The organism is Allorhizobium borbori (assembly GCF_014196535.1).
Lineage (GTDB): Bacteria > Pseudomonadota > Alphaproteobacteria > Rhizobiales > Rhizobiaceae > Ectorhizobium > Ectorhizobium borbori.
The window spans coordinates 236,405-262,530 of sequence record NZ_JACIDU010000002.1; the positions used below are offsets into that span (position 1 = coordinate 236,405).

Annotated in this window: 20 protein-coding genes; 14 read left to right on the top strand and 6 right to left on the bottom strand. The window is 61.8% G+C overall.

The window, feature by feature from the left end; translation table 11 throughout:
• The first annotated feature begins 15 nt into the window (after positions 1-15).
• The 8 genes from GGQ66_RS03170 (at position 16) to GGQ66_RS03205 (ending at position 12,494) form a co-directional block, all read left to right on the top strand.
• Complete coding sequence (locus tag GGQ66_RS03170; RefSeq protein WP_183789313.1) at positions 16-2,478, top strand: glycogen/starch/alpha-glucan phosphorylase; 2,463 nt, start codon at positions 16-18, stop codon at positions 2,476-2,478.
• Positions 2,478-4,691 (top strand): 1,4-alpha-glucan branching protein GlgB, encoded by a 2,214-nt coding sequence (glgB, locus tag GGQ66_RS03175; protein WP_183789315.1) that lies wholly within the window; start codon positions 2,478-2,480, stop codon positions 4,689-4,691. The genes GGQ66_RS03170 and glgB overlap by 1 nt, the downstream gene beginning before the upstream one ends.
• 34 nt (positions 4,692-4,725) lie before the next feature.
• Entirely contained in the window at positions 4,726-5,985 is a 1,260-nt protein-coding gene (glgC, locus tag GGQ66_RS03180) for a glucose-1-phosphate adenylyltransferase (protein ID WP_183789317.1), read from the top strand.
• A gap of 2 nt (positions 5,986-5,987) precedes the next feature.
• Positions 5,988-7,427 (top strand): glycogen synthase GlgA, encoded by a 1,440-nt coding sequence (gene glgA, locus GGQ66_RS03185; RefSeq protein WP_183789319.1) that lies wholly within the window; start codon positions 5,988-5,990, stop codon positions 7,425-7,427.
• Positions 7,428-7,434: 7 nt separating this feature from the next.
• Positions 7,435-9,063, top strand: a complete 1,629-nt coding sequence (locus GGQ66_RS03190) for an alpha-D-glucose phosphate-specific phosphoglucomutase (RefSeq protein WP_183789321.1) — start codon at positions 7,435-7,437, stop codon at positions 9,061-9,063.
• Positions 9,064-9,083: 20 nt separating this feature from the next.
• Positions 9,084-11,063 (top strand): glycogen debranching protein GlgX, encoded by a 1,980-nt coding sequence (glgX, locus tag GGQ66_RS03195; RefSeq protein ID WP_183789323.1) that lies wholly within the window; start codon positions 9,084-9,086, stop codon positions 11,061-11,063.
• 177 nt (positions 11,064-11,240) lie between these two features.
• Positions 11,241-11,465 (top strand): 30S ribosomal protein S21, encoded by a 225-nt coding sequence (gene rpsU, locus GGQ66_RS03200; protein ID WP_183789325.1) that lies wholly within the window; start codon positions 11,241-11,243, stop codon positions 11,463-11,465.
• A 141-nt stretch (positions 11,466-11,606) separates the two neighbouring features.
• Positions 11,607-12,494 (top strand): tetratricopeptide repeat protein, encoded by an 888-nt coding sequence (locus GGQ66_RS03205; RefSeq protein ID WP_183789327.1) that lies wholly within the window; start codon positions 11,607-11,609, stop codon positions 12,492-12,494.
• 78 nt (positions 12,495-12,572) lie between these two features.
• Here the strand turns inward: GGQ66_RS03205 and GGQ66_RS03210 are convergent, their stop codons facing one another.
• Positions 12,573-14,819, bottom strand: a complete 2,247-nt coding sequence (locus GGQ66_RS03210) for a putative bifunctional diguanylate cyclase/phosphodiesterase (RefSeq protein ID WP_183789329.1) — start codon at positions 14,817-14,819, stop codon at positions 12,573-12,575.
• Positions 14,820-15,070: 251 nt separating this feature from the next.
• Between GGQ66_RS03210 and GGQ66_RS03215 the strand changes: the two genes are divergently transcribed.
• Positions 15,071-15,610 carry a TRAP transporter small permease subunit gene (locus GGQ66_RS03215; protein ID WP_183789647.1) on the top strand — a complete coding sequence of 180 codons (540 nt, stop codon included), beginning with the start codon at positions 15,071-15,073 and terminating at the stop codon, positions 15,608-15,610.
• A gap of 50 nt (positions 15,611-15,660) precedes the next feature.
• Positions 15,661-17,139 carry a TRAP transporter large permease gene (locus GGQ66_RS03220; protein ID WP_183789331.1) on the top strand — a complete coding sequence of 493 codons (1,479 nt, stop codon included), beginning with the start codon at positions 15,661-15,663 and terminating at the stop codon, positions 17,137-17,139.
• A 128-nt stretch (positions 17,140-17,267) separates the two neighbouring features.
• Here GGQ66_RS03220 and GGQ66_RS03225 read toward each other — a convergent pair whose 3' ends face one another.
• A complete protein-coding gene (locus tag GGQ66_RS03225) occupies positions 17,268-18,374 on the bottom strand; it encodes a TRAP transporter substrate-binding protein (protein WP_183789333.1) in 1,107 nt (368 codons plus the stop codon).
• A gap of 257 nt (positions 18,375-18,631) precedes the next feature.
• Between GGQ66_RS03225 and GGQ66_RS03230 the strand changes: the two genes are divergently transcribed.
• A complete protein-coding gene (locus tag GGQ66_RS03230; protein WP_183789335.1) occupies positions 18,632-19,390 on the top strand; it encodes a gamma-glutamyl-gamma-aminobutyrate hydrolase family protein in 759 nt (252 codons plus the stop codon).
• A gap of 45 nt (positions 19,391-19,435) precedes the next feature.
• On the opposite strand, the gene GGQ66_RS03235 is transcribed toward GGQ66_RS03230, so the two are convergent.
• The 3 genes from GGQ66_RS03235 to GGQ66_RS03245 form a co-directional block, all read right to left on the bottom strand.
• Positions 19,436-20,395 (bottom strand): 2-hydroxyacid dehydrogenase, encoded by a 960-nt coding sequence (locus GGQ66_RS03235; protein ID WP_183789337.1) that lies wholly within the window; start codon positions 20,393-20,395, stop codon positions 19,436-19,438.
• A 32-nt stretch (positions 20,396-20,427) separates the two neighbouring features.
• Entirely contained in the window at positions 20,428-21,450 is a 1,023-nt protein-coding gene (locus tag GGQ66_RS03240) for a LacI family DNA-binding transcriptional regulator (protein WP_183789339.1), read from the bottom strand.
• A 96-nt stretch (positions 21,451-21,546) separates the two neighbouring features.
• On the bottom strand, positions 21,547-22,077 hold the full coding sequence (locus GGQ66_RS03245; protein WP_370686277.1) for a MarR family winged helix-turn-helix transcriptional regulator: 531 nt from the start codon (positions 22,075-22,077) through the stop codon (positions 21,547-21,549).
• A 92-nt stretch (positions 22,078-22,169) separates the two neighbouring features.
• Between GGQ66_RS03245 and GGQ66_RS03250 the strand changes: the two genes are divergently transcribed.
• From GGQ66_RS03250 to GGQ66_RS03260, 3 genes are all read left to right on the top strand, one after another.
• Complete coding sequence (locus GGQ66_RS03250) at positions 22,170-22,928, top strand: creatininase family protein (protein WP_183789341.1); 759 nt, start codon at positions 22,170-22,172, stop codon at positions 22,926-22,928.
• A 77-nt stretch (positions 22,929-23,005) separates the two neighbouring features.
• Positions 23,006-24,088: a CobW family GTP-binding protein gene (locus GGQ66_RS03255; protein WP_183789343.1), complete on the top strand. Its 1,083-nt coding sequence runs from the start codon at positions 23,006-23,008 to the stop codon at positions 24,086-24,088.
• The gene (locus GGQ66_RS03260; RefSeq protein WP_183789345.1) at positions 24,088-25,080 is read left to right on the top strand and encodes a WD40 repeat domain-containing protein; all 993 of its coding nucleotides are present in this window, start codon (positions 24,088-24,090) and stop codon (positions 25,078-25,080) included. Before GGQ66_RS03255 ends, GGQ66_RS03260 begins: the two co-directional genes overlap by 1 nt.
• Before the next feature lie 12 nt (positions 25,081-25,092).
• Here GGQ66_RS03260 and GGQ66_RS03265 read toward each other — a convergent pair whose 3' ends face one another.
• A complete protein-coding gene (locus tag GGQ66_RS03265; RefSeq protein ID WP_237358769.1) occupies positions 25,093-26,025 on the bottom strand; it encodes a bifunctional helix-turn-helix transcriptional regulator/GNAT family N-acetyltransferase in 933 nt (310 codons plus the stop codon).
• Between the last annotated feature and the right edge of the window lie 101 nt (positions 26,026-26,126).

Consider the following 26,126-nt stretch of genomic DNA (forward strand, 5'->3'; position numbering starts at 1 on the left):
ACCTCCGGGGATCCCATGACCAAGAAACCGTCCACAGCCGATCTTCCGCTTCCCACACCCCGCGTCTCGACGCCGGAAATTCTCGCCTCCGAGATCATTGAACGTCTGACGTATCGCATCGGCAAGGACGTCATCGTCGCCAAGCCCCATGACTGGCTGACCGCGACCATTCTGGTCATTCGCGACCGCATCATCGACCGCTGGATGGAATCCACCCGCGGCGTCTATAATTCCGGCGCCAAGCGCGTCTATTATCTCTCGCTCGAATTCCTCATCGGCCGCCTGATGCGCGACGCCATGTCGAACCTGCAACTGGTCGACGCGATCCGCCAGGCGCTTGAATCGCTCGGCGTCGATCTGAACGTCATTGCCGGTCTGGAGCCCGACGCCGCATTGGGCAATGGTGGTCTCGGCCGTCTCGCCGCCTGTTTCATGGAGTCCATGGCGACCGTCGACATTCCTGCTTATGGTTATGGCATTCGCTATGTCCACGGCCTGTTCCGCCAGCAGATGGCCGACGGCTGGCAGGTGGAACTGCCGGAAACCTGGCTCGCCCACGGCAACCCGTGGGAATTCGAACGCCGCGAAGCGTCCTATGAAGTCGGCTTCGGCGGTGCGGTGGAAACCGTCAACGGCCCGGACGACAAGCCGCGTTATCTCTGGAAGCCCGCCGAGCGCGTCATCGCCACGGCCTACGACACCCCGGTCGTCGGCTGGAAGGCCAAGCGCGTGAACACGCTGCGCCTGTGGTCGGCCCGGCCGATCGACCCGATCCTGCTCGACGCCTTCAACGCCGGCGACCACATCGGCGCGCTGCGCGAAAGCAACAAGGCGGAATCGCTGACCCGCGTTCTCTACCCCGCCGATGCAACGCCCGCCGGCCAGGAACTGCGCCTGCGCCAGGAGTTCTTCTTCTCCTCCGCCTCGCTGCAGGACATCCTGCGCCGCCACATGCAGCAGTATCCGGATTTCACCAATCTGCCGGACAAGGTTTCCATCCAGCTCAACGATACGCATCCGGCCATCTCCATCGCCGAACTGATGCGCCTGCTGATCGACGTGCACGGCTTCGATTTCGATCCGGCCTGGGAGATCACCCGCAAGACCTTCTCCTACACCAACCACACGCTGCTGCCCGAAGCGCTGGAAAGCTGGCCGGTGCCGCTCATCGAGCGCATGCTGCCGCGCCACATGCAGATCGTCTATGCGATCAACGCCAAGGCCCTGCTCGAGGCCCGCAAGGAGAAGTATTTCTCCGACAACGAGATCCGTCATATCTCGCTGATCGACGAAAGCGGCGATCGCCGCGTGCGCATGGGCAATCTTGCCTTCATTGGCTCGCACTCCATCAACGGTGTTTCGGCGCTGCATACGGAACTCATGAAGGAAACGGTGTTCTCCGACCTTCACAAGCTTTATCCGGACCGCATCAACAACAAGACCAACGGCATCACGCCCCGCCGCTGGTTGCAGCAGTGCAATCCCGGCCTGACGGGTCTTTTGCGCGAGGCCATCGGCGACGAGTTCCTCGACGATGCCGAAAAGCTGACGGCGCTCGATCCCTTTGCCGAGGATGCCGGCTTCCGCGAAAAGTTCGCCGCCGTAAAGCGCACGAACAAGGTGGCGCTCGCCAACCTCGTCTACGAGCGCATGGGCATCCGCGTCGATCCCTCCGCCCTCTTCGATATCCAGATCAAGCGTATCCACGAATACAAGCGCCAGCTCCTCAACATCATCGAGGCCGTTGCGCTCTATGACCAGATCCGCTCGCATCCGGAACTGGACTGGGTGCCGCGTGTCAAGTTCTTCGCCGGCAAGGCAGCGCCGAGCTATCATAACGCCAAGCTCATCATCAAGCTGGCCAACGATGTCGCCCGCGTCATCAACAATGACCCGGCGGTGCGCGGCCTCCTGAAGGTGGTCTTCATTCCGAACTACAACGTCTCGCTGGCGGAAGTCATGGTGCCTGCCGCCGATCTCTCCGAACAGATCTCGACCGCCGGCATGGAAGCCTCCGGTACGGGCAACATGAAGTTCGGCCTGAACGGCGCGCTGACCATCGGCACGCTCGATGGCGCCAACGTCGAAATGCGCGAGCATGTCGGTGCCGAAAACATCATCATCTTCGGCCTGACCGCCGACGAGGTGACACGCGCCCGTGCTGAAGGTCGCAATCCCCGCGCCACGATCGAAGGGTCCCGCGAACTCAGCCAGGCGCTGTCGGCCATCGCCTCGGGCGTCTTCTCGCCCGATGATCGCGGACGCTATTCGAGCCTGATCGACGGCATCTACAATCACGACTGGTTCATGGTCGCCGCCGACTTCGATTCCTACGCCAGGGCACAGCGCGAAGTTGACGCACTGTGGATCGACCAGCCAACGTGGTACACCAAGGCGGTGCTCAATACCGCCCGGATGGGCTGGTTCTCTTCGGACCGAACCATTCGGCAATATGCTCAGGACATCTGGAGAGCTTGATGAAAAAACCACCGAAAAGCCTCGATCCGGCCCGCAAGGCCGCCAAAATTGCCCAGAGCGAGATCGAGGACATTATCGGTGGCACGCATGCCGATCCCTTCTCTCTCCTCGGCCTTCATGATGTCGGGGAAGGGTTCGATGCGCGCTGCTTCATTCCCGGCGCGGAAGCCGTCACGGCTCAAGCTCTGGATGGCACCGCGATCGGCGAACTGGAATGTCTTCACCCCGCCGGCTTCTTTGCCGGCGCGGTGGCCATGGCAACGCAGCAGCCGGTGCGTTACCGCGCCCGGCGCGGCGATAGCGAGTGGGCGGTCACGGACCCCTACAGCTTCTGGCCGGTTCTCGGGCCCATGGACGATTATTACGTCCGCGAGGGATCGCACCTGCGTCTGTTCGACAAGATGGGCGCGCATCCGATGAAGCATCAGGGCGTCGATGGCGTGCACTTCGCCGTCTGGGCGCCCAATGCACGGCGCGTTTCCGTCGTCGGCGATTTCAACCATTGGGACGGCCGCACCCACGTCATGCGACTCAGGATCGACACCGGCATCTGGGAAATCTTCGCGCCCGACGTGCCGGTCGGTTCGGCCTACAAGTTCGAGATCATCGGTGTCGACGGCAATGTGCTGCCGCTCAAGGCCGACCCCTATGCCCGCCGCAGCGAACTTCGTCCGGCAACCGCCTCGGTTGTTACCGCCGAACTCGAGCAGGAATGGGAAGACGAAGCCCACATGGCGTTCTGGGCCAAGGCCGATCAGCGCCGCCAGCCCATTTCGATCTACGAAGTACATGCGGGTTCCTGGCAGCGCAATGCCGCAGGCGGCTTCCTGACCTGGGATGAACTCGCCGAACGGCTGATCCCCTACTGCGTCGACATGGGCTTCACCCATATCGAGTTCCTGCCGGTGTCCGAGCACCCCTTCGACCCCTCCTGGGGTTATCAGACGACAGGGCTTTATGCGCCGAGCGCCCGCTTCGGCGAGCCGGAAGGTTTTGCCCGCTTCGTCAACGGCTGCCACAAGGTCGGCATCGGCGTCATTCTGGACTGGGTGCCGGCCCACTTCCCGCGCGACGACCACGGCCTGCGCCTGTTCGACGGCACCGCGCTCTATGAGCACGAGGACCCGCGTCAGGGCTACCATCCGGACTGGCAGACCTCGATCTACAATTTCGGTCGCAACGAAGTTTCGTCCTACCTCATCAACAACGCGCTCTACTGGACGGAGAAGTTCCACGTTGACGGGTTGCGCGTCGATGCGGTGGCCTCGATGCTCTATCTCGACTACTCCCGCAAGGAGGGCGAGTGGGTGCCGAACGAATATGGCGGCCGCGAAAATCTGGAGGCCGTGCGCTTCCTCCAGCACATGAACAAGTTCGTCTATGGCGGCCATGCCGGCGCAATGACCATTGCCGAGGAATCGACCTCCTGGCCGAAGGTTTCCCAGCCGGTACACGAAGGCGGGCTCGGCTTCGGCTTCAAGTGGAACATGGGCTTCATGCACGACACGTTGCGTTACCTGTCGCGCGATCCGCTCTATCGCAAGTATCACCATCAGGAGATCACCTTCGGCCTGCTCTATGCCTTCGCCGAAAACTTCGTCCTGCCGCTCAGCCATGACGAAGTGGTGCATGGCAAGGGGTCGCTGATCGCCAAGATGGCCGGCGACGACTGGCAGAAATTCGCCAACCTGCGTGCCTATTACGCCTTCATGTGGGGCTATCCCGGCAAGAAGCTCTTGTTCATGGGCCAGGAATTCGCGCAATGGAGCGAGTGGAGCGAGGCCCGCTCGCTGGACTGGAACCTGACGCAGTATCCGCTGCACGAGGGCATGCGCCGGCTGGTACGCGACCTCAACTTCACCTACCGGGCCAAGCCGGCGCTTTATGAGCGCGACTGCGAACCGGAAGGGTTCCGTTGGCTCATCGTCGATGACCACGACAACTCGGTCTTTGCCTGGCTACGCGAAGCGCCAGGCCAGAAGCCGATTGCGGTCATCTGCAATTTCACACCCGCCTACAAGGAGAATTACTGGCTTCCCCTGCCATCCGGCGGGCGCTGGCGGGAAATTCTCAACACCGATGCCGAGATCTACGGGGGTAGCGGCAAGGGCAACGGCGGACGTGTGGAGGCCGTCGTCAACATCGATGGCGCAAGCGGCGCGGTGATTACGCTACCGCCGCTCGCCACCATCATGCTGGAACCGGAAAACTGACAGACTGACCACAAGAAAAGCGGGAGGGACGCCCATGGAAAGACGCATTCAGCCGCTGTCGCGTGACGCGATGGCTTACGTTCTTGCCGGCGGTCGCGGCAGCCGCCTCAAGGAATTGACCGACCGGCGCGCCAAGCCCGCGGTCTATTTCGGCGGCAAGGCGCGCATCATCGACTTTGCCCTTTCCAACGCCATCAACTCGGGTATCCGCCGCATCGGCGTCGCCACCCAGTACAAGGCGCACTCGCTCATCCGCCACCTTCAGCGCGGCTGGAACTTCCTGCGTCCGGAACGCAACGAAAGCTTCGACATTCTGCCGGCCAGCCAGCGCGTGTCGGAAACGCAATGGTATGAGGGCACCGCCGACGCCGTTTACCAGAACCTCGACATCATCGAGCCCTACGGCCCGGAATACATGGTCATTCTCGCCGGCGACCATATTTACAAGATGGACTACGAGCTGATGCTCCAGCAGCACGTCGATTCCGGCGCCGATGTAACCATCGGCTGCCTGGAAGTGCCACGTGCCGAGGCGACCGGCTTTGGTGTCATGGCCGTCGATGAAAACGACGTCATCACGGATTTCGTCGAAAAGCCTGCCGATCCGCCAGGCATTCCCGGAAACCCGGAGAACTCGCTGGCCTCGATGGGCATCTACGTGTTCCACACGAAATTCCTGCTCGACCTCCTGCGCCGGGACGCCGCCGATCCGACTTCCTCGCGCGATTTCGGCAAGGACATCATCCCCTATATCGTCAAGAACGGTAAGGCGGTGGCCCACCGCTTCGCATCGTCCTGCATTCGCTCACATCTGGAAAAAGCGCCCTACTGGCGCGATGTCGGCACGATCGACGCCTACTGGCAGGCGAATATCGACCTGACGGACGTGGTGCCGGAACTCGACATCTACGACAAATCCTGGCCGATCTGGACCTACGCGGAAATCACCCCGCCGGCCAAGTTCGTGCATGACGATGAAAACCGCCGCGGTTCGGCCGTCTCCTCGGTCATCTCCGGCGATTGCATCATCTCGGGTTCGTCGCTTTATCGAAGCCTGCTGTTCACCGGCGTGCGCGCCAATTCCTATTCGCGCCTTGAAAACGCCGTCGTGCTTCCAAGCGTCTTCGTCGGCCGGCATGCGCGCCTGCGCAATGTCGTCATCGATCATGGCGTGCAGATTCCCGAAGGGCTTGTCGTCGGTGAAGACCCGGAACTGGACGCCAAGCGCTTCCGCCGCACGGAAAGCGGCATCTGCCTGATTACGCAGAACATGATCGACAGACTGGAGCGTTGAGAATGAAGGTACTGTCGATTTCTTCCGAAGCCTTCCCGCTGGTGAAAACCGGCGGGCTGGGCGACGTGGCCGGCGCCTTGCCGCTCGCGCTCGCGGCCAAGGGAGTGCAGACGAAAACGCTCATCCCCGGTTACACCCAGGTGATGAAGGCCGTGACCGGTCTCGTGAAAAAGTACGAGTTCGACAACCTGCTCGGTGAGCAGGGGACGTTGTGGGAGACGCGCTACAAGGGTCTCGACCTGCTGATCCTCGATGTGCCCGATCTGTTCGATCGTCCGGGCGGGCCCTATATCGATCCGAAGGGCAAGGATTACGAAGACAACTGGCGGCGTTTTGCCGTGTTCTCGCTGGCTGGCGCCAAGATTGCCGCCGGCTGCCTGCCGGACTGGAAACCCTCGCTCGTCCACGCCCATGACTGGCAGACGGCGATGACCCCCGTCTATATGCGCTATGCCTACGAGCGGGAAATCCCGAGCGTCCTGACCATCCATAACATCGCGTTTCAGGGCCAGTTCTCGCCGGCCATCTTCCCCGCACTTGGCCTGCCCGCCCATGCCTTCATGGAAAGCGTGGAGTATTACGGCGATGTCGGTTTCCTGAAGGGTGGCCTGCAGACGGCGACCGCCATCACCACCGTCAGCCCGTCCTATGCCGAGGAAATCCTCTACCCGCAGTTCGGCATGGGTCTGGAAGGGTTGATCCGCGCCCGCGTCAACGCCGTACACGGCATCGTCAACGGCATCGATACCGATGTGTGGAACCCGGAAACGGACACGTTCCTCGCCCGCAACTATTCGCTCAAGACCCTGCAGCAGCGCTCCACCAACCGGCAGGCGGTGGCCGCCCGCTTCGGCCTGCATGACGACAACTCGCCGCTCTTCTGCGTCATCTCGCGCCTCACCTGGCAGAAGGGCATGGATCTTCTGGCGGAAACGGTGGACGAACTGGTGCGCCTTGGCGGGCGTCTGGCCGTTCTCGGCTCCGGTGATGCCGCCCTTGAACACGCCTTCCTGAATGCCGCCGCCCGCCATCCGGGCCGGGTGGGCGTGGTCATCGGCTATAATGAACCGCTGTCGCATCTGATGCAGGCGGGTTCGGATGCCATTCTCATCCCCTCACGCTTCGAACCCTGCGGCCTAACCCAGCTCTATGCGCTGCGCTATGGCTGCATTCCGGTCGTTGCCCGCACCGGCGGTCTGAACGATACGGTGGTGGACGCCACCCACGCCGCGCTGACCAGCGGTTCGGCAACCGGTATCCAGTTCACCCTGAACGACACCAACAGCCTGCTCTACGCCTACCGGCGTGCCTTCAAGCTCTATGAGGATCACAAGAGCTGGACGAAGGTTCAGAAGCAGGGCATGAAGACGGATGTATCCTGGGATGCCAGCGCCGATGCCTATGTGGCGCTTTACTCCAGTCTCGTTGCGAAAGGCCAGTAAGAGAGACATGACCAAGATCGTTGCCACCAAGCCCTATGCGGACCAGAAGCCCGGCACCTCCGGCCTGCGCAAGAAAGTTCCGGTTTTCGCCCAGGAAAACTACGCCGAGAACTTCATCCAGTCGATCTTCGACAGCCTCGAGGGCTTCGCCGGCAAGACGCTGGTGATCGGCGGCGATGGCCGTTACTACAACCGCGAAGTCATCCAGAAGGCGATCCGCATGGCCGCCGCCAACGGCTTCGGCAAGGTTCTGGTCGGCCAGGGCGGCATCCTGTCCACGCCCGCCGCCTCGCACGTCATCCGCAAATACGGTGCCTATGGCGGCATCATCCTCTCGGCCAGCCACAATCCCGGCGGCCCGGATGAAGATTTCGGCATCAAGTATAATATCGGCAATGGCGGCCCGGCGCCGGAAAAGATCACCGACGCCATCTTCGCCCGCACCAAGGTTATCGACAGCTACAAGACGCTCGACGCCGCAGACATCGATCTCGACACGATCGGTACACTGAAGGTCGGGGATCTGACGGTCGAGGTGATCGATTCCGTTGCCGATTACGCCGCGCTGATGGAAACCCTGTTCGACTTTGGCGCCATCCGCGCGCTGATCGGCTCCGGCTTCAAGGTGGTGATCGATTCGATGTCCGCCGTCACCGGGCCCTATGCCGTGGAAATCCTTGAAAAGCGCCTCGGCGCGCCGGCAGGCTCCGTGCGCAACGCCGTGCCGCTGCCCGATTTCGGCGGTCATCATCCCGACCCGAACCTCGTTCACGCCAAGGAACTCTATGACGACGTGATGAGCCCGCAGGGCCCGGATTTCGGCGCGGCCTCCGATGGCGATGGCGACCGCAACATGGTCGTCGGCAAGGGCATGTTCGTGACCCCGTCCGACTCACTCGCCGTCATCGCGGCAAACGCAAAGCTTGCACCCGGTTACAAGGACGGCATTGCCGGCATCGCCCGCTCCATGCCGACGAGTGCCGCCGCCGACCGCGTGGCCGAGAAGCTCGGCATCAACATGTTCGAAACGCCGACCGGCTGGAAGTTCTTCGGCAATCTGCTGGATGCCGGCCTTGCAACCGTCTGCGGCGAGGAAAGCTTCGGCACCGGCTCAAACCATGTGCGCGAAAAGGACGGCCTGTGGGCCGTTCTCTTCTGGTTGAATATCGTTGCGGCCCGCAAGGAAGGCGTGAAGGCGATTGTCGAGAAGCACTGGGCCGACTATGGCCGCAACTACTATTCACGTCACGACTATGAAGCCGTCGAAACCGAAAAGGCCGATGCGCTGATGGCCGAACTGCGCGGTAAGCTCGCCACGCTTCCGGGCGCGGCCTTCGGTGCACTGAAGGTCGCGGCTGCCGACGATTTCGCCTATAACGATCCGGTCGATGGTTCCGTTTCCGCAAAGCAGGGTGTCCGCATCCTGTTCGAAGGTGGCTCGCGCGTGGTGTTCCGCCTCTCCGGCACAGGCACCAGCGGCGCAACGCTGCGCGTTTATGTCGAGCGCTATGAGGCCGATCCGGCCCGTCATGGCATCGACACGCAGGAGGCTCTGGCGGACCTGATCGCCGTCGCCGACGAAATCGCTGGCATTACCGCACATACCGGTCGTACCGAACCGACCGTTATCACCTGAGGTCGCAACCGGAACCCAGCATGGCGTCAAGATTTCCCGTCACCCGAGGCGGCGTCGAGCTGACAGAGCACGGCGCTGTGTTTTCGCTGTGGTCGCATCATGCGACCGCCGCCACCCTCTGCCTCTTCGATGAGAAGGGGCATAACGAGGTCGCCCGCATTCCCATGGAACGTGGCGAACACGATATCTTCCGTTGTTTTGCGGAAGGGGTGCGGGAAGGCGCGCTTTACGGCTACCGGGTCGATGGTGACTATGCCCCCGACAACGGGCTGTGGTTCGACCCGGCCAAGCTTCTGGTCGACCCTTACGCCACGGCCATCGACCGACCCTTCGTCTACGATGCGAAGCTTAGCGTCTTCGCCGCTGACACAGCGCCCCTGATGCCGAAATGCGTCGTCGTAGCGGATCGTCCGGTGGAACGCCGGGCGCCGTTCTTCAAGCCTGGCGGGTTGGTCTACGAGGTGTCGGTCAAGGCCTTCACCAAGCTGCATCCGGATGTGCCGGAGGCACAGCGCGGCACGGTGGCGGCCCTGGCCCATCCCTCCGTCATCGCGCATCTGAAGACAATCGGCGTCGATGCCATCGAACTCATGCCCATCGTCGCGTGGATCGATGAGCGCCATCTGCAGCCGCTCGGCCTGACCAATGCCTGGGGCTACAACCCCGTGGCCTTCATGCCACTCGAACCGCGCCTGTGCCCCGGCGGCATCGAGGAACTGCGCGACACCGTGGCGGCGCTGCATGCAGCCGGCATCGGCGTGCTGCTCGATCTCGTCTTCAACCACACAGGCGAGAGTGACCGCTTCGGCCCCACCCTGTCCTTCCGCGGCATCGACAATTGCTGTTTGTACCGCCACCTGCGCGATCAGCCTGGCGTGCTGGTGAACGACACCGGCTGCGGCAACACCGTCGCCTGCGATCATCCCTTCATCCGCAACCTGATCGTAGATAGCCTGCGCCATTTCGTGCTGAATGCCGGCATCGATGGCTTCCGTTTCGATCTCGCCACCATCCTGTTTCGCAATCATGCCGGCTTCAATCCGCACAGCGAGCTGATCGAGGCCATTCGCCGCGACGAGGTTCTGGCCGACCGCATCCTGATTGCCGAACCCTGGGATATCGGCCCCGGCGGCTATCAGCTCGGCAATTTTCCCGAACCGTTCATCGAGTGGAATGACCGGGCCCGTGACGGCATGCGCCGCTACTGGCGTGGCGACCGCCACATGACCGGGCCGTTCGCCACCATTCTCGCCGGCTCCTCGGACGTGTTTTCCAACCGCCCGGAAAACAGTACCCGCTCGGTGAACTTCCTTGCTGCCCATGACGGCTTCACCCTGATGGACCTCGTTTCGCACGAAACGAAGCACAATGAGGCCAACGGCGAGGATAACCGCGACGGCCACAACGAAAACCTCTCCTGGAACAATGGCGCTGAGGGCGCGACGATGGCCCCGGCGATCCTCGAGCGCCGCCGCGCCGACGTTATGGCGCTCCTCTCGACGCTGTTCGTCTCCAGTGGCACGATCATGCTGACCATGGGCGATGAGGCCGGCCGCAGCCAGCGCGGTAACAACAACGCCTATTGCCAGGACAATGAGATCACCTGGATGGACTGGACGGGGCTGGACGAGACGCTGATTGCCCACACGGCTTTCCTTGCCGGCCTGCGCAAGCGTTTCCCCAAGCTGGCGGACCCCCGCTTTTACGAGGGCGGTCACGATGCGGAATGGATTTCCCCCTCCGGCCAGCCCATGACGACCGAAGACTGGGACGACCCCGACGGCTCGGCCTTCAGCCTGCTCATTGCCTCGAAAGACATGGAAACGGGCTTGCCCTCGAAGCTCGTTGCGCTGTTCAACCGCGCGCACCAGCCCTGCGGCTTCATTCTGCCGGACGGCGGCCATTACCAGTCGCTCGATGGCACCGCCCAGCCGAAGCGTGGCGGCGGCGCTGTGGCCGTTCCCGCCCGCAGCGTTGGCTTCTACGTCTGGACCGCATGAGTGAGAGCCCGGAAACCCGGGATTTTTCGACCGAAAACGGCGGCAAGGATATGGACTTCGCCAATCCGATCTGGTAATGCGCTGGCCAATCGTGAGGGTTCCGGCTCCGCGAAGGCTAATTTCGTGCCGACGCTTCATTCCGCCGGCCGCAACCAGATCTAAAGGAACGGGATAAACGTGCAGGTACTTGTCCGCGACAATAATGTTGATCAGGCTCTCCGCGCTCTGAAGAAGAAGCTGCAGCGCGAAGGCGTTTTCCGCGAAATGAAGATGCGCGACTACTACGAAAAGCCGTCTGAAAAGCGCGCCCGCGAAAAGGCTGAAGCCGTTCGCCGCGTTCGCAAGCTGGCTCGCAAGCGCGCTCAGCGCGAAGGCCTGGTTGCTGGCCCCCGCGCCCGCTAATCGCCGTTTTTTCGACGTTATTCACAGGCATGTGAAGCGGGGGTGATTTACGTCACCACCGCTTTTTTTCATTGCGCTTCCGCGGTCCGTCGCGGCATTGTGGCGCTTCCCTGCTCTCCCAACGATGTGGAATCGAGCCTGATGACGATGGGTTCTGCAAATCCTGTTTCTGCACTCGAACGCCTGAACGTGCGCGGCAAGCGTCGCGGTACGGCCATCCTGATGCCCGGTGCGGCTCTTGCGATGGCTCTCGCACTCACCGCCTGCGCATCGACACCGGCTCCGACCGACGTCATCAGCATCGACCGCACGCAGGGTTCCCAGGAAAACATCTCGTCGCTGACCTCGGTGATCAGCTCCAACCCGTCCGATCCGGAAGGCTACAACGTCCGCGGTTCGGCTTACGGCAAGGCTGGCGAATTCCGCAAGGCGCTGGCGGACTTCAACACCGCGCTGCAGCTCAATCCGCGCTTCTATCAGGCTTACGCCAACCGCGGACTGGTCTATCGCAACATGAACCGGCAGGCGGAAGCGCTCGCCGATTACAGCGCCGCCCTGCAGATCAACCCGTCCTATGATGTGGCGCTTATCGGTCGCGGCAACCTCTACCGTCAGGCCGGTCGCGATGTCGAAGCCTTCAACGACTTCAACAAGGCGATCCAGCTCGACACGACCGATGGCCGCGCCTATCACAACCGCGGTCTGATCTATCAGAAGCGCGGTCAGCACACGCAGGCCATCGAAGACTTCTCCCGCGCCATCTCGTTGTCGTCCGGCTCGCCGGAACCCTACAATGGCCGTGGCATTTCCTATCTGGCGCTGCGCGACGACGAGAACGCCTTTGCCGATTTCAACACCGCCATCGCGCTCGACGGCACCCGTGCGGAATCCTGGACCAACCAGGCGCTGGTCTACGAACAGCGTGGCGAACGCGCCAAGGCCGCCAAATCCTATCAGCACGCCGTACGCCTCGATCCAAATTACGCTCTGGCCCGCGCCGGCCTAGCACGCGTCAAGGGCGGCGTCTGATCGCATCTGCGATACCGGAATCAAAAAAGGCGGTACGCTCGAGCGACCGCCTTTTTCATATCTCCCCAATAACCCGGATCAACGCTGCATCAGCGCAAGCGCCTGATCGGGCGGCAGCGGTCGGGAAAACACGAAGCCCTGCACAAGATCCGCAGCCCCGTTTTCAACGATCACGGCAAGCTGCTCTTCGGTCTCCACCCCCTCCACCACCACATCGAGGCCGAGCGCACGCACGAGATTGACCGTGCCCTTCAGCAGCTTGAGGCGGCGACCGTCGCTCGTCACGTTGCGCACGAAGGAGCGATCGATCTTCACCACATCAAGCGGCAGCGTGTCGAGATAGGCGAGGCTCGAAAAGCCGGTGCCGAAGTCATCCACGGCAATGGTCACGCCCATCGTCCGCAGTTCCGCCAGAAGCGCGCCGGCCGCCAGTGGCTCGTCCATCAGGCAGCTTTCAGTCACTTCGAGATGCAGGCGCGACGAGGAAAGCCCCGTCAGCGCCAGCGTTTCGGCCACGAGATCCACGATCGCCCGGCTGCGCAGATCATGCGCCGAGAGATTGACCGAAACGGATGTCTGCCCCGGCCAGCGCATGCATTCGCGGCAGGCCTGCTCCAGCACGAAGGCGGTGATGGTGGAAACGACCCCCATATCCTCGGCCATGCGGATGAACACATCGGGGCTGACCGGACCGCGCTCGGGATGCGTCCAGCGCACGAGCGCCTCGCAGCATTCGATATGCCTGCCATCCGGTGTATACATCGGCTGAAACATGGTCGTCAGACCCCGATCCAGAAGGGTCTGACGCAGATCCGCCTTCAGGCGGCGACTGGCGATGTAGCGCTCGTCCATTTCCCGCGCATAGCCGACACACAGCCCACGCGCCCTGCCCTTCGCCTCCGAGAGCGCCAGATCGGCCTTGACCTGCCACTCCTCCGTCTCCGCTTCGCGGTTGGGCAACAGCACATAACCGGCACTATAGGTCAGGGGCAACACGACGTCGCCGACGGTGTAGTTGCCCTGCAACGCCGCATGGAACTTCAAAATGCGGGCCTTCATGGCCAGTTCGTCGCCATCGCGGCCAAACAGAAAGACGCCGAACTGGTCGCTGATCATCCGCGCGGTAATCGTCTCGGAATCTGTCAGCGCCGCGAAACGTCGGCCGATTTCGTTCAGCACACGATCACCGAAAGCGTGGCCGCGCATGTCGTTGACATTCTTCAGGTCGTCCACGTCGATCAGCAGAAAACCGATCGTAACCCCTGCCGGCAGACGCTCAAGCGTCAGGCGCACCTGTTCTGCAAAGTGATGCCGGTTCGACAGACCGGTCAGTGCATCGAACTTGGCCATGTGCAGGATCTTTTCCTCGGCCCTTACCCGCGCACTGACATCCTCGAAGATGACAACCGCACCGCCATCCGCCCGGGACGCCCCGTCGAATTCGAAGTAGGTCTTGCCGGGCAGCGGCACCTGCACCCGCTGGAAATCACCGTCGAGAAACTCGCAGAGCCGCTGGCTGAAAGCATGCTTGTGCCCGTCGCCGTCCTCTTCCAGCGCCACAGGAATCAACGCGTCGGCGGCAACACCTTCAGGACCCGCACCAGCGAAAAATGCCCGGGCACGACTGTTGGCAATCTGCACCCGACGACTTGAATCGAGCATCATCAACCCGTGCGGCATGGTGTCGAGTGCGGCGTTGAACCGCTCCACCAGCACGGAAAGGTGGCCGGCAGCAGCGGCACTCCGGGCAAGTGCGTTGCGAATGCCGCACGCCATCACCCGGGCCTCAAAGCCAAGCGGCAAAAGCATGAAGCACATGATAATGACGGAGAGATCGCCATTCAGCGGCCCCGCAACCGCCGGCGGCAGAACGAGAAAGGCCGTCTGCAAATCAACGCTGCGTCGCGATGCATAGCTTCGGCCGGCAACAGCAACGAGCAGGCCCATGATGACCGAAATGCAGATGAAAACGGAAAAGCCATCGACACCGGAAACGATGGCATAGGCAGTGCCACCACCGAGCAGCGCCGCAGTCAGACCGGAACCGACGATATGGTTCCGCTCGATCCTGCGGGCGCGCGCGGCGTCAATCGCCGTCACATCGAAGCGCCCAAGCGCGATCGTCATGACCAGCCGCAACAGACCGATGGCGGAAGCGCAAAGGGCGAGCACCAGAAAGGCCGTGAAATCCGTCCGGACCCAGACAACCGTAAAGCAGACGATGCTGACCAGCGCACCCGCCAATTGTTGCCAGCGATGCCGGTAAAGCGACCCGCTCAGGGCAAGGCCTTCGCCGTCCCCATCGATGTTCGAGTCTTCAGCCATCCATTCGCGGTCCTTTTCGCGCAGACTCTCATGTCCGCTAGGTGCTTTTTTAGCGACTTGATTAGTCTTACGAAAACGTTTCAGTAGATTTTCCACAAACTTTAAATCGACACGCATGAAACGTGAACCCGCAACGGCGACACGAATGCGCTGATCGATGCAAAATGCCGGATTTGCGCGGCTTTCCCGCTTTTCTTTTACGCCCCCTTGGTTTATGGCTGTCGCGTTTTCAAAGAAGGGGGACTGGCGCCGTGACGGCACTCCTCAAAATCAGCAAGCTAATTGACGCACTAAGCAGCCTGGTCGGTCGGATCGGCGACTATCTCGTTCTTCTGTGCTGCCTCATCAGCGCAGGCAATGCCCTTGTGCGCTATACCTTTCATTACAGCTCGAACGCGTGGCTGGAGATCCAGTGGTATCTCTTTGCCTATGTCGTGATGCTCGGCTCGTCCTACACGCTGTGCCGCAACGAACATATCCGCGTTGACCTGATTTACGGCGCCGTATCCGAACGCAAGCGCCTGTGGATCGACGTCATCGGCTTCACCTTTTTCATGCTCCCGATCTGCGTGATCTGCGCGGTGCTGTGCTGGCCCTTCTTCGAGCGCTCCTTCCTTCTGGGGGAAATGTCCGAAAATGCTGGCGGCCTCATCCGCTGGCCAGTCAAGTTTATGATTTTCATCGGTTTTGTACTGCTCGCCGTTCAGGGCTTCTCCGAGCTTGTCAAGCGCATTGCTGCGCTGCGCGGTGATATCCAGATCAGCACGGATTACGAAAAGCCGGCGCAATAACAAGGGCGGCCGGCGCGTGGACGTGACCGGCCCAATACGAGGACCTCAACGTGTTTGAGTACGGAATACTGCCGCCGGCCATGTTCGCGGCAATGGTCGCATTCATGCTGTTCGGCTTCCCGGTCGCTTTCTCGCTCGGCGCGGTTGGCATGCTGTTTGCCGTGGTCGGCCTTGTGGGCGGCTTCTTCGATCCGAGCTTCATGAATGCCCTGCCGCTGCGCTTCTTCGGCATCATGTCCAACGACCTTCTGCTGGCCATTCCGTTCTTCACCCTCATGGGTGCGGTCATGGAGCGGTGCGGGTTGGCGGAAGAGTTGCTCGAAGGAACCGGCAAGCTGTTCGGCGCCATCCCGGGCGGCCTCGCCTATGCGGTCATCTTCGTGGGCGCCATCCTTGGCGCCATCACCGGCACCGTGGCGGCCTCGGTCATCACCATGGCGATGATCTCGCTGCCTGTGATGCTGAAATATGGCTATAATCCGCGCCTTGCGACAGGCGTCATCGCCGCATCCGGCACGATCACCCAGGTCATCCCGCCCTCTCTGGTGCTCGTCGTTCTCGCCGACCAGCTCGGCAAGTCGGTTGGCGATATGTATCTCGGCGCCATCGGCCCTTCGATCCTTCAGGTGGCTATCTTCGCCGGCTACATTGCGATCATGTCGATCATCAAGCCGTCCAGCATGCCCGCCCTGCCAGTGGAAGCGCGCGGCGAGTTGAACATGAAGCTCGTGCTGAAGGTTCTGCTCAGCATGGTCCCCTCCGTGGCGCTGATTTTCGTCGTCCTCGGCACCATTTTCATGGGCCTTGCCACCCCGACGGAGGCCGGTGCGCTCGGCGTTGTCGGCGCCATGGTCATCGCGGCAATCAATGGCAAGCTGACCTGGCCGCTCATCCGCCAGGGCATGGCCAGCACGATGCAGATCACCTCCATGGTGGTCTTCATTCTGGTCGGCTCGACCATCTTCAGCCTGATCTTCCAGGGCCTCAATGGTTCGCTGTGGATCGAGCACATGCTGTCGGGCCTGCCGGGCGGCCAGATCGGTTTCCTGATCTTCGTCAACGTCTTCATCTTCTTCCTGGCATTCTTCCTCGATTTCTTCGAAATCGCCTTCATCGTCATCCCGCTTCTGGCCCCCGTTGCGGACGCGCTCGGCATCAACCTCATCTGGTTCGGGGTGCTGCTGTGCGTGAACATGCAGACATCGTTCATGCATCCGCCGTTCGGCTTCGCGCTGTTCTATCTGCGCTCGGTCACGCCGCGCGAAATTCCGACGATGGACATCTACAAGGGCGCCATTCCGTGGCTGTGCATGCAGCTTCTGCTTGTCGCCATCATCATCTTCTGGCCCGAATCCGTCACCCACTGGCTCGACAAGGGGCCGAAGATAGACGTTGACGCTATCAGGATCGAAGTCCCCGGCTTCAATCCGCAAGGGGGGGGCATGGGTTCGGCACCCGCCGGCAATGGCCTGCCGGCGCTCGGTCCGCTTGGTGGCGGCCTTTCCGGTCCGCCCAAGATCAACCCCTGATCTCAAGTCCTGAAAGCATGAAAACCGGCGTTTCGAGCGCCGGTTTTTTCTGATCTGTACAGGCCCGAAAACAAAAAGCCCGGCGTCTTTCGACGCCGGGCTTTTCGCGATCGGATAACGCCTGAGGCTTAGAGCTTGCCGGCGCGCTGCTGCAGCATCATGAACGTGTCGAAGGAGTATTCGGCAAGCTGCATCCAGAGATAGGAATCGCGCTTGAGAGCCTGCTGGCTGTCATAGAGCTTCTTGAAGTTGGCGTTCGTGGCCGAAATACCGGCATAGACTTCCTGGGCAGCGTTGAAGCTTGCTTCCAGAATTTCCTGGCTGAACGGACGAAGCACGGCGCCATCGGCCACGAGCTGCTTGAGCGCATGGGCGTTGCGCTGGTCATACTTCGCCAGCATGTTCGTGTTGGCCATGGCGCAGGCATCGCTGAGGATGCGCCGGTAGCTCTTCGGCAGACCCTTGAACTTCTCGAGGTTGAAGAAGGCGTGAACGGTCGGGCCGCCTTCCCACCAGGCCGGGTAATAGTAGTACTTCGCGACCTTGTAGAAGCCAAGCTTCTGGTCGTCATAGGGACCGACGAATTCGGTCGCGTCGATCGTGCCCTTTTCCAGCGCCGGATAAACGTCGCCGCCGGCAAGCTGCTGCGGGATGACGCCAAGCTTTTCGACGACCTTGCCGGTCAGACCGGCGATACGCATCTTCAGACCCTTGAGGTCGTCAACCGTGTTGATTTCCTTGCGGAACCAGCCGCCCATCTGCGCGCCGGTGTTGCCGGCCGGCAGGGCATAGGTGTTGTAGGTGGCCAGAAACTCGTTCAGCAGTTCATTGCCGCCGGCCTGATAGAACCAGGAATTGGTCAGGCGGGCATTGAGACCGAACGGAACAGCCGTACCGAAGGCGAAGGCCGGGTCCTTGCCGACATAATAGTAGGAGCAGGTATGGGCCATTTCGACCGTACCGCTCGACACGGCGTCAAGCGCCTGGAGGGCCGGAACGATTTCACCGGCCGAAAAGACCTGAATATTGAAATTGCCACCGGTGGCTTCCGAAACGTTGGCGGCGATTTCCGTCGCGGCGTCGAAAATGGCGTCGAGGCCCTTCGGGAACGACGACGTCAGACGCCAGTTGACCTTCGGATTTTCCTGGGCGATGGCAGGCGCGGCAAGAGCGGATGCGGCAACGGCGCCAGCGCTCGCGGCTCCCGCCTTCTTGAAGAATGAACGGCGATCCATGAACAAACCTCCCGGTAAGAAATCGCTTGAAAACCAGGGGTCTTCGCGCCCCCGCTGCGTGGGCCGGAACTAAACATTTTGGCGCTGGCCTTGCAAGCGCAAAGCGCAATATTGTTCCAAGCGCGCAACCGGTTCTTGGCTAAAATTTCCCGCCGCTTCGAATGCGCAAACCCGGTTGACAAAAGCCACGAACCGGCATGAAACCTTCCTGTCGAAACCACGCAGCATCACCTCTTTTGCCCCATTGGAGCCCCGTCATGTCCAGACCCGTCGTCGCCGTTCCCGCCGATCTGAAGATCGTGGATGGGGTTGTCTGGCACGCCGCACAGAACCAGTATGTCAAGGCCGCGCTGAAAGTGGCCGATGTCATGTCCTTCATCGTTCCGGCCTTCGAGGACGGTAACGAGGCCGACGCCATCCTCGATCATGTCGATGGTCTGCTGGTTTCCGGCTCGGTCAGCAATGTGCATCCCTCGCTTTATGGTGTCGAAGCCCGCGAGGAAGACGGCCCCTTCGACCCCGGTCGCGACGCCACCAGCCTGCCGCTCATTCGCCGTGCCATCGAACGCGGCATTCCCATGCTCGCCATCTGCCGTGGCATTCAGGAGCTGAACGTGGCGCTGGGCGGAACGCTGCAAACGGAAATTCAGGAAAACGAAGGCATCTGGGACCATCGCAAGCCCGACACCTCAGACCGCGACGAAGCTTTTGCCATTCGCCAGAGCGTCATCGTGCGGGAAGGCTCCTGCATCGCCAATTATCTCGGTCTCGCCGGCGAAATTCAGGTGAATTCGCTGCACCGTCAGGCCATCGCGGAAACAGCACCGCGCATTCAGGTGGAAGCCACCGCGCCCGATGGGACGGTGGAAGCCGTATCCGTGATCGACGCCAAGGCCTTTGCCTGCGGCGTGCAATGGCACCCGGAATACTGGGCCGAAACCGACGGCCCCTCGCGTCACCTCTTCACTGCGTTCGGCGATGCCGTCCGCGCCTACGCCGCTGCGAAGGCTCGCTGAACATGCAGGAAATGAAAACGGCGCCCACGGGCGCCGTTTCAGCCATCAGACCGGAGCCGGTGTTTCCGGCACCGGCGTCAGCGTCTTGCCCTCTGCAAACCAGCGAATGATGTTGTCCACCACCAGATCGCCCATGGCATCACGCGTCGGCACGGTGGCGGAAGCGATATGCGGCCAGAGAACGGCATTTTCCGCATCCAGCAGTCCCTGCGGCACCTTCGGCTCGTCATAGAACACATCGAGGCCGGCAGCGGCGAGGGTCTTCGCGTTCAGCGCCTCGATGAGCGCATCCTCATCCACCGATGTGCCGCGCCCGACATTGATGAACACGCCGTTGGGACCCAGCGCCTTCAGCACCTCGGCATTGATGGCCTTGTGCGTTTCCGGCGTTCCGGGAACGATACAGATCAGCGTATCCACGGCCTCCGCCAACGCCAGCAGCGTGGGGTAATGAGCGTAATCCACGCCCTCGCGCTTGCTGCGGGTGTGATAGGCGATCTTCACCTTGAACGGCTCCAGTCGCCGGGCGATCTCGATGCCGATGCGGCCGAGGCCATAAAGACCAACCGTCCGCCCCTTCATGGACATGGGCGACAGGGGGCACGACCCCTTCTCAGCCCAGTCGCCGGAACGCAGCCAGCGTTCGACACGGGGAATCTGGTGAATGGTGTTGAGCAGCAGTGCGACGGCGGAGTCCGCCACCTCATCGTTCAGCACATCCGGCGTATTGGTAACGATGATGCCGCGTCTGGCGGCCGCGGCACAATCGACACCATCATAACCGACGCCGAAATGGGCGATGATTTCGAGATTGGGCAGGAGGTCGATCCAGTCGGCGCCGAAGGCACCGAAAATCGCCGCCCCTTTCACCCGTTCTGCATCCTCGGGCGAAATCGACGGCGGCACGCCGCGCCTGACCAGGATGAGTTCGAACTTCTCTTCGAGCCGTGTCAGTACACGGCCATGAATGGTGTCGTAAACGAGAACGGCGGTTTTTCCCGTCATGCTATCCCTCGAAAATCTGGATTGTCTTGTCGTCAGGTCCGGGGCTTGACCGGGCCTGTGGACTGGCGGATTCGCATCTCCGGCTTGATCAGGTGCAACCCGTCAGGCTCGTGACTGCCGCCCAGTTTATCCAGAAGCGCGCGCGCTGCAAGCCGCCCGACCTCTTCCTGACCGTTCCACACCGTCGTCAGCGCCGGCGTGGCGATGGAGGCTTCCTCCAGATCGTCATAACCGGTCACGGAAATATCGCGGCCAGCCACGAGACCGGCGCGGGCAATGCCGTTCATGAAACCGATCGCGACGAGATCGTTCCAGCAGACTGCCGCCGTCGGCTTCTGCGGCAGGGAAAGAAACTCCATCGCCGCCTCGAAACCGGCCTGCTTGCCGCGCGGTCCCTGAATCCGCAGGGCCGGGTCGACCTCCATGCCCGCCTTGCGCAGCGCATTCACATAGCCCTGATAACGGTCGCGGCCCGTCGATGTCTGCTCCGTGCCGCCCACCATGGCAATGGTGCGGTGGCCGAGGCTGATGAGATGATTGGTGGCAAGCGAAATGCCATAGCTGTCATCGCCGCGGAAGGTCGGCAGGTCGCCCCCTTCCATCGAGCGGGCAATGAGAATGGCCGGCATGTTGTTGTTCTCGGCCAGAGCCACATCTTCCGGCGGTGTACCGATGGCGGGCGACATGATGACGCCATCGCCCCCAAGTTGCAGCAGCATTTCGATGAAGCTGCGCTGCTTTTCGACGGAATCATAGTGATTGGAGAGAATGAAGGTGTGCGAGCGGCGGTCGAGTTCGCCTTCGATGGCCTTGAGAATTTCGCCGTAGAACGGGTTCATGATGTCATGCACCACGACGCCGATAATGCCCGAGCGCGAGGTGCGCAGACTGGCCGCGCGACGGTTGTAGATATAGCCCATGGCACGGGCCTGTTCCTTGATCCGCTCGCGCGTGTCGGCGGCCACGAGCGGGCTGTCCCGCAGCGCCAGCGAGATGGTCGCGGTCGAAAGCCCCAGACTTTCGGCAATGGTCGATAATTTGATCTTCTGTGCCATGCGCCTCTCCCTCCCCCGTATCGATTCTGCCTTACTCCCATAGGGCGAACGATTTCAATTAAATTAAACAATTTAATTGCGGAGCGCAATGGCGGCCTAACCGGCGGAAGCCTCATCCTCTGCAGGAACACCGTCCGGATTGAGGTTGGCATCGACCGCTTTCAGAAGCCGGATCAGCGTCTTCACTTCCTTTCCGGAAAGCCCTGAAACGGCGAGCCGGTCGCAATTGGCAACCGAAGCCGTGATGGACGAGACAGCACTGCGGCCAAGATCCGTGAGATAGACTTTGCTGAGACGTCCGTCGCCGGCATCATCGCGGCGGGCAAGAAAGCCCTGCGCTTCCATGCGTCCGATGGTGCGCGTCATGGTGGGCGGCTTCACGCCCAGCGCCTGCGCAAGCTGGCCGGTCGTCAGCCCGTCCTGTTCGAACAGGGCAAGAATGACGCCATCCTGCCCGGCATAAAGACCGGTGGCCGTGAGATTGCGCGACAGAACGGTGCGCAGCGAGCGCGATGCCTGAACGAGGCTGTTGGCAAGCGCTCCCGGTTCGGAAAGCGCCTCCTCGCGTTTGCGCAGGGCTTTTTCCTGCTTGCGCAGCGCCTTTTCCTGCTTGTCTTTCTTGCCCACGGCACCTCTCCCGCTTTCAAACGAAGCGCACCGCCGTTATACCGGCCTTATCGCCGAAAACTACCGGAAATCCCTGCGGGAAACGTTAATCCATGACGCTCGAGATCGATGAAGCCGCCATTGCCGTTCTGCCGCTTGGCGCACATGAACAGCACGGCCCCCACCTGCCCTTCGAAACGGATGCGATCATCGCCGCCGGTATTGTCGAACGCGTCAAAGCTGCGCTGCCTCCGGAACTTTCCGTGACTTTTCTGCCGGTTGAGCCCGTCGGCTACTCGATCGAGCACATGGATGTCGAGGGAACGAAAACCCTTGCCTATGCGGAAGCCGTGGAGAAATGGCTGGGCATTGCCGGCTTTCTGGCGGCCCGCGGCGTGCGCAAACTGGTGATGCTGAACGCCCATGGCGGCAATTCGCCGCTGATGACCATCGTTGCAACCGAAGCCCGCGTGCGCTTCGGCATGCTGGTCGTCGCCACAAGCTGGACCCGCTTCGGCCTGCCGGACGGTGTGATTTCGCCGGAGGAAAAGGCCATCGGCATCCATGGCGGCGAAATCGAAACCTCGGTAATGCTGGCGCTTGCCCCCGAGACGGTGAAGATGGACCTCGCCCGGAACTTTCCCTCGAAGCAAACGGAATTCTGCAACTGCTTCACCCATCTGCGCGCCTATGGCCCGCATGCCTTCGGCTGGAAGATGCGCGATCTGAACGCCGACGGCGTGACCGGCAATGCCGCCGCCGCGACTGCCGAGAAGGGCGAGAAGCTGATTGCCCATACGGTGAAGGGCTTCATCGAACTTCTGCGCGATGTCGATGCCTTCGACCTCGCGCTTCTTGCCGAAACCCTTTGAAACGGGCGCAGTCAGCGCCTATATGGACGTCAGCTCTCGCGCCGCCCGGCGCACCCCATTCTTCCGAGGTTTTTTCCATGACCGATGCGCAAACCGCCAAGCCCATTCCCGTCACCGTGCTCACCGGCTATCTCGGCGCCGGCAAGACGACGCTTCTGAACCGCATCCTCACCGAGAACCACGGCAAGAAATACGCGGTCATCGTCAACGAGTTCGGCGAAATCGGCATCGATAACGACCTGATCGTCGAGTCGGACGAAGAAATCTACGAAATGAACAATGGCTGCGTGTGCTGCACGGTGCGCGGCGACCTCATTCGCGTCGTGGAAGGCCTGATGCGCCGTCCGGGCCGCTTCGATGGCATCATCGTGGAAACGACCGGCCTTGCCGATCCGGTTCCCGTCGCCCAGACCTTCTTCATGGATGATGACGTGCGCACCAAGAGCCAGCTCGACGCCGTCGTCGCGCTCGTGGATGCCAAGCATCTGCCGTTGCGCCTGAAGGACAGCCGTGAGGCCGAAGACCAGATCGCCTTTGCCGATGTCGTCGTGATCAACAAGACCGACCTCGTGACGAAGGAAGAAGCCGACGTCATCGAGGAGATCGTCCGCGCCATCAACCCCTCGGCCCGGGTCTACCGCGCCGAACGTTCGGGCGTGCCGCTGGACAAGGTGCTGAACCAGGGCGCCTTCGACCTGAAGCGCGTGCTGGACAACGATCCGCATTTCCTCGATCACGACGATCCGGATCATGTCTGCGGTCCCGATTGCGACCATCATCACCACGATCATGGGCACGATCACGACCACCATCATCATGACCACGATCACCACCACGGCCATGTCTCGGCCATCCATGATGTGACCGTGCGCTCCGTTTCGCTGCGCGGCGGCGAACTGATCGCCGACAAGTTCTTCCCGTGGATCCAGAACCTGACGCAGACGCAAGGCCCGAACATCCTGCGCCTCAAGGGCATCATCGCCTTCAAGGGCGATCCGGACCGCTACGTGGTGCAGGGCGTGCACATGATCATCGAAGGCGATCACCAACGCCCGTGGAAGGAAGACGAGAAGCACGAAAGCCGCCTCGTCTTCATCGGCCGCGAACTCGATCCGGTCCAGCTTGAAGCCGCCTTCAAGGCCTGCGAGGCCTCTGCCTGATGCCGACGGTTGCGCCTTACGACATCGAAGGTCACGTCGCCACCGCCGCCTTTTTGGGTGAAACCGCTTTTTTCGCAGCCGCCAGCGGTGAAATCCACCGGCTGGAGGGCGGCGCCAAAGTGACGGCGGCCCATGAGGGTCTTCTGACCTGCATTCGCGATCCCTACAGCGAAAGCCTGTTGAGCGGCGGCGAAGACGGTCGCGTTCTGCGCATCGCCGCAACCGGCGACGTCACCGAACTCGCCAACGTGCCGCGCAAGTGGATTTCCGCCGTCGCCGCCGGCCCGCAAGGCGCGGTGGGCTATGCGGTGGGCAAGTCCAGCTTCGTGCGCCTTGCCGATGGCACGGTGAAGGAATTTGCCGAAACCCGCACGGTGGAGGCCATTGCCTTCGCTCCGAAGGGCCTCAGACTGGCCGCCGCCCGCTATAATGGCGTGTCGCTGCACTGGGCCGGCATGAATGCCGAACCGATGGACCTTGAGTGGAAGGGCGCGCATACCATCGTCACCTTCTCGCCGGATGGCCGCTTCGTCGTCACCGCCATGCAGGAAAACGCCCTGCACGGCTGGAAGCTCGATGGCGCCAAGACCGGTGCGGAAGCCCGCCACATGCGCATGACCGGCTATCCCGCCAAGGTGAAATCGCTGTCCTGGTCGCCCAAGGGCAAGTGGCTCGCCTCCTCCGGTGCACCCGCCGCCATCGTCTGGCCCTTCTCGGCCAAGGATGGCCCGATGGGCAAGGCCCCGCTTGAGCTCGGCACCCGCGCCGATATCATGACGACCTGCGTTTGCTTCCACAACACCGACGAAATCCTCGCCATCGGCTTCATCGACGGCATGATCCTCGGTGTGCGCATCGCCGACGGCAAGGAAGTTCTCCTGCGCCGCCCCGGCAAGGGGGCGATCACTTCGATGGGCTGGAGCGGTGACGGCAGGCTGTTGGCGTTTGCGTCAGAAGCCGGCGATTGCGGCATCATCGATATTGCGGGGTAAAGAATCCCGCCCTCACGGACGGAGCCGGACGAAGCGCTGTTCCAGAACCTCGTTTCCCCATTGCGTGCCGGGGTGCTCTTCCGCCAGAACGAACCCCCGCGCCTCGTAAAGGTGCCGGGCGGCGTGAAGGCCGGAGAAGGTCCAAAGATGGGTTTCGGCAAAGCCCTGCGCGTCGACAAACGCCAAGGCGGCATCCAGAAGCGCCTTGCCGCTGCCCGTTCCCCTGAGCCCGTCATCGACGATGAACCAGCGCAGATGGGCGATGCCGTCACCCATATCCTGTCCGTCGATGGCGACGGAGCCGAGAATCCGCCCATTGCGGCTCACCGTCCACACCCCGTTCGCGGCGTGATGAAGACGACCGCAAAACTCGGAGAGCCCGCTGGCGACAACGCTTTCGAACGGCTGACCGAAGCCTGACGTGCGGGCATAATAGAGTGCATGCATCTCCGTGATGCGCGCGATGAGACCGGGACGGTATCCCTCCTCCACCCGAACGCCTGTCTCCGCGCGGGTTGCAGCGCCGGTCAGGGCGCCGGCATAGAGGTGAAGCCCCTCCCCGACCGTCCGGGCCTCGTCGGGCGTCAGTTGCACGAGGGCGCTGGCGACCTGATCGCGGGCGAACCGGTGGATCGCCGCCACGCGCTCCCGTCCCGCCGCCGTCAGGGACAAAAGCTTGAGGCGGGCGTCGTTCTTATCCTCACCTTCATGAAGGTCGCCCGCATCGACAAGCTTGCGCAACAGGCGACTGACGCTGGATTTTTCCAGATGCAGGCGCGCCCCAAGCTCACGCGCAGTGACGTTGCCATGCTCAATCTCGATCAGGGCATGTACCGCGGATGGGGGAAGCGTGGTTCCGGCGAAATCGCCGCCCATGAAGCCCAGCTCCCGCACGAGCTGACGGGAAGCCGTTCTGATGATGTCGATCGAATCCTCCGGAACCATGGGATGAGGCTTTCCATTTAGTTGCACAATACAACTAAAAAATCACCGCAAGCGAAACAAGTCAAGAGGTCGCCGGAAACGAAAGAAAGCGCCCCGCCGTT

Bases quoted from the DNA above. Each gene is read 5' to 3' on its own strand.
- GGQ66_RS03235 (WP_183789337.1), bottom strand. From the start codon at position 20,395: ATGACGGGAAAAACCGCCGTTCTCGTTTACGACACCATTCATGGCCGT.
- GGQ66_RS03225 (WP_183789333.1), bottom strand. From the start codon at position 18,374: ATGGATCGCCGTTCATTCTTCAAGAAGGCGGGAGCCGCGAGCGCTGGC.
- GGQ66_RS03170 (WP_183789313.1), top strand. From the start codon at position 16: ATGACCAAGAAACCGTCCACAGCCGATCTTCCGCTTCCCACACCCCGC.
- GGQ66_RS03265 (WP_237358769.1), bottom strand. From the start codon at position 26,025: ATGGTTCCGGAGGATTCGATCGACATCATCAGAACGGCTTCCCGTCAG.
- GGQ66_RS03240 (WP_183789339.1), bottom strand. From the start codon at position 21,450: ATGGCACAGAAGATCAAATTATCGACCATTGCCGAAAGTCTGGGGCTT.
- GGQ66_RS03260 (WP_183789345.1), top strand. From the start codon at position 24,088: ATGCCGACGGTTGCGCCTTACGACATCGAAGGTCACGTCGCCACCGCC.
- GGQ66_RS03205 (WP_183789327.1), top strand. From the start codon at position 11,607: ATGACGATGGGTTCTGCAAATCCTGTTTCTGCACTCGAACGCCTGAAC.
- GGQ66_RS03210 (WP_183789329.1), bottom strand. From the start codon at position 14,819: ATGGCTGAAGACTCGAACATCGATGGGGACGGCGAAGGCCTTGCCCTG.
- glgC (WP_183789317.1), top strand. From the start codon at position 4,726: ATGGAAAGACGCATTCAGCCGCTGTCGCGTGACGCGATGGCTTACGTT.
- glgX (WP_183789323.1), top strand. From the start codon at position 9,084: ATGGCGTCAAGATTTCCCGTCACCCGAGGCGGCGTCGAGCTGACAGAG.
- GGQ66_RS03230 (WP_183789335.1), top strand. From the start codon at position 18,632: ATGTCCAGACCCGTCGTCGCCGTTCCCGCCGATCTGAAGATCGTGGAT.
- glgB (WP_183789315.1), top strand. From the start codon at position 2,478: ATGAAAAAACCACCGAAAAGCCTCGATCCGGCCCGCAAGGCCGCCAAA.
- GGQ66_RS03250 (WP_183789341.1), top strand. From the start codon at position 22,170: ATGACGCTCGAGATCGATGAAGCCGCCATTGCCGTTCTGCCGCTTGGC.
- GGQ66_RS03255 (WP_183789343.1), top strand. From the start codon at position 23,006: ATGACCGATGCGCAAACCGCCAAGCCCATTCCCGTCACCGTGCTCACC.
- glgA (WP_183789319.1), top strand. From the start codon at position 5,988: ATGAAGGTACTGTCGATTTCTTCCGAAGCCTTCCCGCTGGTGAAAACC.
- GGQ66_RS03190 (WP_183789321.1), top strand. From the start codon at position 7,435: ATGACCAAGATCGTTGCCACCAAGCCCTATGCGGACCAGAAGCCCGGC.